Here is a 9404-nt window from a genome sequence, read left to right as displayed (position 1 = left end):
GGTCGCCCACCCGTGAGCACCGCACACACCACCAACCCACGCCGCCGCGCGACGCGCGCCCCCGGGGGGGGGGGGGGCCCCCCCCCCACACCCCGGGGCCCCCCCCCCGCACTCGTGATTCCGTCCCTGGTGCCGCAGGCGGGACTCAGCGGTGCCGCAGGCGGGACTCAGCCCGCGCCGTGCACCGCTACGGCCGGGATCAGTGCGGAGGCCCGCGTGTAGACCCCGGGGCTCCCGGGCTCCCCGCAGCCGGCGCCCCACGACACCAGCCCCGCGAGGCGTCCCTCGACGACCAGCGGGCCACCGGAGTCGCCCTGGCAAGCGTCCCGGCCTCCTTGCGGTTCACCCGCACAGAGCATGGAAGAGGGCTGATACGCCCCGTCGGCACTGCCCGGGTAGGCGCGGGCGCACACGGCGTCGGACAGGATGCTCACCTCCGCGGACCGCAGACGCGTCGCATAGGCGCCCCGGCCCGTGGTGTCGCCCCAGCCGTACACCACGGCGGTGGTGCCTTCGCTGTAGGCATCCGAGCCCTCCGGGGCTATCGGGACGGGCCGGTTGGTGACGGGCGTCGGCAGGGTGATGACCGCCATGTCCTCGGCGTTCGTCCGGTTGTCGTAGCGCGGATTGACCCACACGCTCGCGGGCTTCAGTGCCTGTCCCCCGGTACCGGCGAGATCCTCGCGGCCCACGAGCACGCGCAGGTCACGGACCTGCTGCCAGGGCACTCCCAGCACCTCGGTGCTCAGGCAGTGCGCGGCGGTCACCACCGTTGAGCGGCCGACCAGGACGCCGCCGCAGAATTGGCCGGACCGTTGCTTGCCGAAGCGCTTCTGGGAGGCGAGAGCCACCACCCAGGGGCTCTCCACGGCCTGTACGGGCTGCCCCCCGACCACCGATGCGTCGGCCACGGCCAGGGATGGTGCGGCAAGGACCATGGCGAGGGCTCCAGGTACGGCGCGGAAGATCGGGCGCATACGGACTCCTGACTCCGAGGCAGTGATCGCCCACCCAGCGTGACCCAAACGGAGGCTTCGCGCACCCGGACGGCGGCGGGCCCGGCCCCCTCGGAAGGGTGCCGGGCCCGCAGAAACCGTATTGCCGTATCCGCTAGTCGAGGTAGTCGCGCAGCACCTGCGAGCGCGACGGGTGACGCAGCTTCGACATGGTCTTGGACTCGATCTGGCGGATCCGCTCGCGCGTGACGCCGTAGACCTTGCCGATCTCGTCCAGCGTCTTCGGCTGGCCGTCGGTGAGGCCGAAACGCATCGAGACGACGCCGGCCTCGCGCTCGGAGAGGGTGTCCAGAACCGAGTGCAGCTGCTCCTGCAGAAGCGTGAAGCTGACCGCGTCGGCGGGGACGACCGCCTCGGAGTCCTCGATCAGGTCACCGAACTCGCTGTCGCCGTCCTCACCCAGCGGGGTGTGCAGCGAGATCGGCTCGCGGCCGTACTTCTGGACCTCGATGACCTTCTCGGGGGTCATGTCGAGCTCCTTGGCCAGCTCCTCCGGGGTGGGCTCGCGGCCCAGGTCCTGGAGCATCTGGCGCTGGACGCGCGCGAGCTTGTTGATGACCTCGACCATGTGGACGGGGATACGGATCGTCCGGGCCTGGTCGGCCATGGCGCGGGTGATGGCCTGACGGATCCACCACGTCGCGTAGGTCGAGAACTTGTAGCCCTTGGTGTAGTCGAACTTCTCGACCGCACGGATCAGACCGAGGTTGCCCTCCTGGATGAGGTCCAGGAAGAGCATGCCGCGGCCGGTGTAACGCTTGGCCAGGGAGACGACCAGACGGAGGTTGGCCTCCAGGAGGTGGTTCTTGGCACGGCGGCCGTCCTGGGCGATGATCTCCAGCTCGCGCTTGAGCTTGGGAGCGATCTTCTCCTCTGTGGCCAGCTTGTCCTCGGCGAACAGACCGGCCTCGATGCGCTTGGCGAGCTCGACCTCCTGCTCGGCATTGAGCAGCGGGACCTTGCCGATCTGCTTGAGGTAGTCCTTGACGGGGTCGGCGGTGGCACCGGCTGCGGCGACCTGCTGCGCGGGCGCGTCGTCCTCGTCGTCGTCGGACAGGACGAATCCGGCGGCCTCGGCGCCTTCGGCGGCCTCAGGCGCGTCGCCCTTGCCGGGCGCCGGGGTCTCCTCGGCCACCTCGTCGTCGAGCAGCTCGTCGACGTCCTTCTTGGCCGCCGTCTTCTTGGCGGTCGCCTTCTTGGCCGTGGCCTTCTTGGCGACCGTCTTCTTGGCCGTGGCCTTCTTGGCCGCGGCCTTCTTGGCAGGCGCGGACTCCGCCTCGGCGGACGGCGCGTCTCCCAGGGAGGTGGCCGCCGCGGTGGTCTTCTTCACCGCTGCGGTCTTGGCCGCGACGGTCTTGGTGGCGGTGCGCTTTGCCGGACTCTTCGCTGCGACGCTCTTGCGGGTGCGCTTGGGCGCCTCTGCGGCACTGACCATCAGCGTCACACCCTCCTCGTCGAGGATCTGGTTGAGGCTGCGCAGAACGTTCTTCCACTGGGTTGGCGGAATCTGGTCAGCCTCGAAGGCCCGACGCACGTCATCGCCGGCGATCTGCCCATCAGCCTTTCCCCGCTCGATGAGCGCCATCACAGACTCGGACTCGGCGATCTCCGGCGGGAGCGTACGGGATGTGCTGGCCGACACGAACAACCTCTCGGAACGATGGAAACGGCTTCCGGCCCCGTCCAGTGTGGATCGGAGCCGACGACCGCCGGAGGGGATGGCCGGCGGCGCAGGGGTAGCCGGGGAGTTGAACAGCGTCGTCGACGCCACTCGTATTCCCTCCTCGGCTATCACCTCTTAAGTCATCGCGCTTCCCCGACGAGCGTTACGCCCAATCCGCGTGGCCCGAGTCACACCTCATAACGACACATTCCCGGTCATATGACATGCAACCCTACCGAAGCCCGCCGCCGGATCCGGAGGACTCCCGGATCCGGCGGGCTGCGGTCACTCTTCCGTGCGGCGCCCCTGCCTTCGGGGTGCGCGCCGCCGGACCGACCGCTTCGGGGCCTGTGGCGGGTGCGCGGAAGGTGGTGCCGTCAGTGCTCGCGGGGAGCGGGCACGACATGATCCGCGGGCGCCCCGGGAACCTGCCCGCCACTCTCGCTGTGGCCGGCGAGGAGCTGGCGCACGGCGCCCTCGGCGGCCGCGGCGTCCCCGGCGGCGATGGCGTCGACGATCCGCATGTGCTGTCCGACGGACGTCTCGACCAACCGCTCACAGCCGCCCGACGTGCCGCCGGAGACGTGCAGGGCGGAGGAGACGATGCCGGAGAGGTGGTCGAGCATGCGGTTCCCGGCGAGCTGGAGCAGCAGGGCGTGGAATTCGGTGTCGGCGCGGGCGAAGTTCATGGTGTCGCCCTGGGCCGCGGCATGCCCCATGACGTCGACCATGTCGGCGAGCCGCTGCTGGATGTCCTCGCGCCCCTGTCCGGCGGCGAGGCGGGCGGCGAGCGGCTCGATGGTCCAGCGCAGCTCGCACAGCTCACGGCGCTGGGCGTCGCGCTGCGGCCCGTAGGCGCGCCATTCGATGATGTCGGGGTCGAGGAGGTTCCAGTCGCTCACGGGACGCACCCGGGTGCCCACATTGGGGCGCGCGCTGACGAGGCCCTTGGCCTCCAGCACCCGCAGCGACTCTCGGACAACGGTGCGGGAGACCTCGAATCGCTGGCCGATCTCCTCGGGGACGAGTGGCCGGTCGGCGCCGAGGTCACCGGAGACGATCATCTGGCCGAGCTGCTGGACGAGTTGGCCGTGCAGGCCGCGGCCGCGGCTGCTGGCGGTGCGCCGGCCGACGCGGGCGATGTCGGCCTCGGCGCCGTCCCACGCCGGTGCGACGCGGTCCGCCGTGCTGTTGACGGCGGTGCCGTAGGGGTAGCGGTTGAGCTCGCCCGGGCCTGCGTGGCCGGCGTCGGCGGGGCGAGCCGCGGTCATCATGGTGTGCGCAAGGGTACTCACGCATCCTTTGTCGGCGGCGTCCCGAACACCCTTGAGGTCTTTGGTGAAAAGCACACGAAAGGGTGATCGCCCGGTACCTCATAATTGACGCTTTATCGGAAAGAAACGCGCTCTCCAGGGCGAGTTGCGGACAGCGGACGCCCCAGGGGTACACACCACACCTGTACTCGACGGTCAGCGCACCCGGCTTCGGAACGCCGTCAGGCCATAAGCGCAGACCAGCGCGGCGACGGACAACGCCAGGGAACCGCCCACAGGTTGAGTCACCCAGCGCACGACAACAGAAGCGCCGTGATCGATTCCGGAAGGCCAGCGAACGGGTCCCGAAGCTTGCAGCCTCGCGGCCAGCCCCGCCAGGGAACGCCCCGCCTGCTCGGCCAGCACATACCGCACAGCCGGTACGACGAGCACCGGGACGGCGAGCACTGCTGCCAACCCCATCGCCGTGGACCGGAACAGTCCGGCGGCGAGCACCCCCGCCCAGGCGCACCCGATCAGCAACCCCGCCCAACCGACCACGAACACCGGGATGTCGGGGAGGCCGCCTAGGCCGTCGGCCCCGAACAGCAGCCGCACGGCCGCTTCGTCGGCGAGGAGGACGGCCGCGCCGAGCGCCAGTGCGCAGACGCCGCTGACCACCAGTTTCGCGACCAGCAGCCCCAGTCGACGCGGAACGGCACCACATTCATGAGCCAACGCAGGGAAGCGGAACTCCTGCCCGAACGCCAGCGATCCGACGAGCCCGGCCCCGAGCGCGGCGGGCGGGAAGGGGAGTTGGCGCGGCCACCCACTCAGGACACGTGACACGGGGGCGGCACCATGGCGCGCCAACAGGAGCGCCGGCACCAACGATGCGAGCAGCGAAACGACGGCGACGAGGGCGACGGTGCGGTCAGTCAGCGTGCGACGCACTTCGTAGCGCAACGGCCATGCGGGGCCGGGGGCAGGGAGGCGTGGGATGTGTAGCTCCGGAGTCGGTGCGGACCGAGGGGGACGTGCGGGGCGGGGGACGGCTGCGGGTGCGGGTGCGGTGATGACCGGCAGGGTGAGGGTGTCGGTGAGTTCGCTGGGGTCGGTGGCAGGGGGAGGGGTGGTCGCGGGGCGACAGTCGCCGTCAGCGTGTGTCGCCGTATCGCCAACGCACGATGTCGGCATATCGATATCAGCGATTGCAACTGCGGGCGCGGGGTGGGGGGCAGTGTCGTGGTCAGAGACGTCGACCGCGCCGGGAGGCGCAGTCACTGCGCGCATTTGTCGACCATCTGCCCGGTGGAGCGGTTCGACGAGGCCGCTGTCGCCTGCCTCGTCGGCGAGTTGGTGCACCAGCACCCGGTTCCGGAAGGCGGTTTCGCCGACTGCGGCGCAGTTGCTGCCGTACACCGCGATGCGACTGCCGCTCTCGCGGACGATCTCGATGCCGCGCCCGATGACGGGATCCGAGGCGTGGTCGGCGCGTTGTGATGCGTCGACGAGCAACGCGGCGAGACGGTCGGCCTGCGGAGAGCGGACGACGACGCGGGGGCGCATGCGGGTGCGGGCGAAGGCCACCGCGTCCTGGTTGGCGGCGAGACGGCCCTTTTCGAGGGTGATGACGCGATCGGCGATGCGGGCGGCTTCGCGAGAGTGGCGTGAGGTGATGAGGACGGCGCCGCCTTGTGCCGCGTAGCCGCGCAGCAGCCCGTGGAGCCAGGCGGTGTCGCGTGGCTGCAGGCCGTCGGTGGGTTCGTCGAGGACGAGGGTGTGGGGGTCTCCGAGGAGGGCGGCGGCCAGGGCGAGGCGTCGGTCCATACCGCGGGAGAGGTCGCCGACGCGTTTGTCGGCGAGGCCGGTGAGGCCGACGAGGTCCAGTACGTCATCGACGTGGGCCACGGGGACACCGGCTGCCGCGCTGAGCAGGCGCAAGTGGCCGATGGCGGTGCGTGAGGGGTCGCCGGGGACGACGCCGAGGACGACGCCGATTTCGCGTGGGGGGTTGGGGACGCAGTGCAGGGGGCGTCCGCGGAAGAGGGCGACGCCGCGGCCGGACTGGAGCTGGAGCATCAGCCTCAGCGCGGTGGTTTTCCCTGACGCGGCGGGGCCGAGCAGTACGGTGACGTTTCCCGGTCGGGCGTCGAAGGTGAGGTCGTCGACGGCGGGCGGGCGTTCGCCGCGGGGTTCGCTGGTCAGTCCGATGGCCTGGATCATCGCGTCCCTCGCGGGGCGTGAGACCGGTCGGACGGGGCGGGGGGTACGAGAGGGCTCACCCCGCCAAGATAGACCTATATGTCTTATTTACTCGTTATTGTCGGATGGGTACTGCAGCGTGTTACTGATGCGCCGTGAGCGTGCCCGCCGAGGGTCATGCCTCGGGGCGCAGCATCGGCGGGTTGAGCAGGGTGGCACCGCCCGCGCGGAACAGTTGTGCCGGGCGGCCGCCCTGACGGGTCGTCGTACCGCCTGTGGGCACGAGGAAGCCTGGGGTTCCGGTGACCTTGCGGTGGAAGTTGCGGGGATCCAGGGCGACGCCCCAGACGGCTTCGTAGACGCGGCGCAGCTCGCCGACCGTGAACTCCTGAGGGCAGAACGCGGTGGCGAGCGAGGAGTATTCGATCTTGGAGCGGGCGCGTTCCACGCCGTCTTCGAGGATTTGGGCATGGTCGAAGGCGAGCGGAGCCGGGGTGTCGTCGTCGGGTCCGTTCCTGGGCTCCTGGTCGAGGAAGGTTTCGACCGGTGCCCAGCGGGCGCTGTGGGCGTCGCCGCCGGCCCGCGGGGCGGGCAGGTCGGGGGCGAGCACGAGGTGGGCGACGCTCACCACCCGCATACGGGGGTCGCGCTTCGGGTCCCCGTAGGTGGCGAGCTGTTCGAGGTGCGCGCCGTACGGGGCGGTGGGGTCGGCCGGGTCGTGGGCGTGCAGACCCGTCTCCTCGGCCAGCTCCCGGGCCGCGGCGCCCGCCAGGTCTTCGTCGGCGCGGACGAAGCCGCCGGGCAGCGCCCATCGCCCCTGGAACGGCGGCTCACCACGGCGTACGGCCAGGGCGCAGAGGGAGTGGCGGCGCACAGTGAGCACAACCAGATCGACGGTGACGGCGAAAGGCGGGAAGGCCGACGGGTCGTAGGGAGGCATGACGTGATCATAGTCGTCCGCCTGACGATAAACAGGCCGTCGCGCCAGATCAGGACTTCAGTTGCAAGCCGTCGGCGGCCTCCTCCACCATGCCCATGCCGAGGCGGCTGATCCGTACGGCGAGGGGGCGTCCGGCGGCGCGGAGGCCGGTGAACTGGAGCGCGCCGAGCGGGGCGCTGGCCACTGGCCGGAGCGTGAGAGTGCCGCCGGGGACGTCGGGGCGCAGACCGGCAAGGGCCAGGAGGAGGTGGACGGCTCCGGCCGCCGCAACGGAGGCGGGGCGGCAGGCCGCGGGGTGGGGCACGGGCGTGGCTCCCGCAGTGCGCTGCTCCCCCGCATACATCTCGGGGAGCCGGTGGCCGAAGCTCTCCGACGCGTCGAGGACGCCCTTGACCAGGACGTTCGCGCCGGGTTCGTGGCCTGCGGCGGCCAGCCCGGCGGCGGCGACGGCGCTTTCGTGGGGCCGTACCGCTCCGCTGCGGTGCCCGAACGGGTTGTGGCCCTCTTCCTTGGCGCTCAGGCTCCGCAGGCCCCAACCGGTGTCCATGGCGGGACCGGCCAGGAGCGCGGCGAGCTGTGCCGTGCGGACGGGGTCGAGCAGACCGGGGGCGTGCCGCCCACCGCCGAGCAGACCGGTGTCGAGGAGGTGCGCGGTGGTGGCGCCGAGGTGCGCCAGGGGGCGGCCCTGAGGGGTGATCAGCGCGGCGGGGCGGCCGCCGTAGCGGTCCTCATACCAGAAGTCGGTACGGAAGTGGGTGCGGAGGTGGGCCGCCCATTCCCGCAGGTCGTCCGCGTGGGGTTTGCCGTACGCGTCGAGGAGGTCGGCACCGAGGACGGCGGCGCGGTGGGCGTGTGCCTGGGTTTCGCAGCGGTACGGGCCCGACGGGGCGGGATCGGGGACGTAGGGCGGGCGGCCGGTGGAGGTGGCGGTGCGGAGCAGCCAGTCGAGGCAGCGTTCGGCGGTGGGCAGCAGGTGCTCGGTCTCGTGGTCGGGCAGGCCCCAGCGGCGTGCCTCGGCGAGGACGGTGGGGAAAAGCAGGGTGGCTTCGGTGCCGGTGCAGCTGGGTGGGGCGTGTGGTCCGGCGTCACGGAGCGGACCGGGGAGGCGACCGGAGTCCGGTCCCGGGGCGGTGTGTTGGGTGCGGGCGAGGAGGCGGAGGGTACCGGCGGCGAGGTGGGTGCCGAGGGGGAGGAGCATGCGGGAGGACCACAGGGCTTCGGCTGGTGAGAGGCCGGGGCGCCAGGGGATGCCGCCCGCGGTGTAGAGGTCGGTGGGGGTGGCGGTGTCGCGTGTCAGGAGGCCGTGGAGGTCGTCGAGGGAGGTGGCGAGGAGGGCGTCGGCGCGGGGGTCGTCGCATTCCAGGCGCGCTGCCCACAGGCGTTGGGGCCGTGCGGTGCGGGGGCGCGGGGTGGCGGGGTGATGTGCGGGGTACGGGCCGCGGAGCTCCGGGCCGGCGTGGGGGCCTCCGGGTGCGGTGCGGGTGTCCGGGCGGCTGGGTGGGGTGCGTTCCAGGGTGAGGCGGAGGTCGATGGTGCGGGTGCCGCCGGGTGGGAGTTCGAGTTCCCAGCGCAGGAGGCCGGCGGAGGCGAGGGCGTCGTCGGGGGCGGGGGTCGCGGTGACCGCGGCGTGCGCCCCGGGGCCGGACCAGCGCAGGCCCGCTCCGTGGACGGCGGGTCGCAGGTCGGAGCCGGGTATGCCGGTGGCGGCGGCGCCGAGCTCGGCGAGGTCGGTGCCGAGCCGGAGGTCGACGGGGAGGCGGATGGGGCGGGAGGCGCTGCTGCGGAAGGTGAGGCGTTCGCTGCCGTCGGCGCGGCGTAGTCGTTCGAGGCGGATGTCGGGGTCGGGGCTGCGGTCACCGGTGAGGCATACGGTGCCGAGGAATCGGGTGTGATCCGCTGCGGTCTGCTTGCTCTGGAGGATGACGGGTTCGCCAGCTCCGGCGCGCAGTTCGCAGCGGGAAAGTATGCGGCGGCCGTCGTGGTAGCAGCCGTCGGCGTTTTCTCCTCTGAGCTGGCCATCGGGCGGGGAGATGGTGAGGTGGGGCAGCGCCACGGAGATCAGTGAGGCGTGGAGGGGCTGGGGCCGCGGGATGCGCGGCAGTGCGGAGCGGGGGATTCCGGGGGCGCGTGGGGTCGGTGGAGTGGGGTGATCCTTGCCTGGCACGGGTGATGCTCCCTGGTGGTACCGGTACGGGTGACGGTTGACGCCACCCACCTGAACGGTGGGGGGGGGGGGGGGGGGGGGCCCCCCCCCCCCCCACGCAAGCTAAACGCAAGGCCCCGGGCGCGCCCCCGCCGGGGGGGGGGGGGGGCGGGCGGGGGGCGGG

At 71.9% G+C, this 9404-nt stretch carries 6 protein-coding genes; all 6 read right to left on the bottom strand.

What is annotated here, in order from left to right; genetic code table 11:
* Positions 1-167 precede the first annotated feature (167 nt).
* Positions 168-977, bottom strand: a complete 810-nt coding sequence (locus tag ACFWWQ_RS05190; protein WP_384590361.1) for a serine protease — start codon at positions 975-977, stop codon at positions 168-170.
* 133 nt (positions 978-1110) lie between these two features.
* Positions 1111-2664 carry an RNA polymerase sigma factor gene (locus tag ACFWWQ_RS05185; protein ID WP_384590358.1) on the bottom strand — a complete coding sequence of 518 codons (1554 nt, stop codon included), beginning with the start codon at positions 2662-2664 and terminating at the stop codon, positions 1111-1113.
* Between the two features lie 392 nt (positions 2665-3056).
* On the bottom strand, positions 3057-4028 hold the full coding sequence (locus ACFWWQ_RS05180) for a FadR/GntR family transcriptional regulator (RefSeq protein WP_384590355.1): 972 nt from the start codon (positions 4026-4028) through the stop codon (positions 3057-3059).
* Between the two features lie 120 nt (positions 4029-4148).
* Complete coding sequence (locus tag ACFWWQ_RS05175; RefSeq protein ID WP_384590352.1) at positions 4149-6158, bottom strand: ATP-binding cassette domain-containing protein; 2010 nt, start codon at positions 6156-6158, stop codon at positions 4149-4151.
* Between the two features lie 154 nt (positions 6159-6312).
* Positions 6313-7077 (bottom strand): NUDIX domain-containing protein, encoded by a 765-nt coding sequence (locus ACFWWQ_RS05170; protein ID WP_384590349.1) that lies wholly within the window; start codon positions 7075-7077, stop codon positions 6313-6315.
* Between the two features lie 49 nt (positions 7078-7126).
* Positions 7127-9130 (bottom strand): glycogen debranching N-terminal domain-containing protein, encoded by a 2004-nt coding sequence (locus ACFWWQ_RS05165; RefSeq protein ID WP_384590950.1) that lies wholly within the window; start codon positions 9128-9130, stop codon positions 7127-7129.
* Between the last annotated feature and the right edge of the window lie 274 nt (positions 9131-9404).

The sequence above is a fragment of the Streptomyces sp. NPDC059080 genome (assembly GCF_042739975.1).
GTDB classification, from domain to species: domain Bacteria; phylum Actinomycetota; class Actinomycetes; order Streptomycetales; family Streptomycetaceae; genus Streptomyces; species Streptomyces benahoarensis.
This window is presented reverse-complemented; position numbering and strand designations above follow the sequence as displayed.

Bases quoted from the DNA above. Each gene is read 5' to 3' on its own strand.
- ACFWWQ_RS05190 (WP_384590361.1), bottom strand. From the start codon at position 977: ATGCGCCCGATCTTCCGCGCCGTACCTGGAGCCCTCGCCATGGTCCTT.
- ACFWWQ_RS05175 (WP_384590352.1), bottom strand. From the start codon at position 6,158: ATGATCCAGGCCATCGGACTGACCAGCGAACCCCGCGGCGAACGCCCG.
- ACFWWQ_RS05170 (WP_384590349.1), bottom strand. From the start codon at position 7,077: ATGCCTCCCTACGACCCGTCGGCCTTCCCGCCTTTCGCCGTCACCGTC.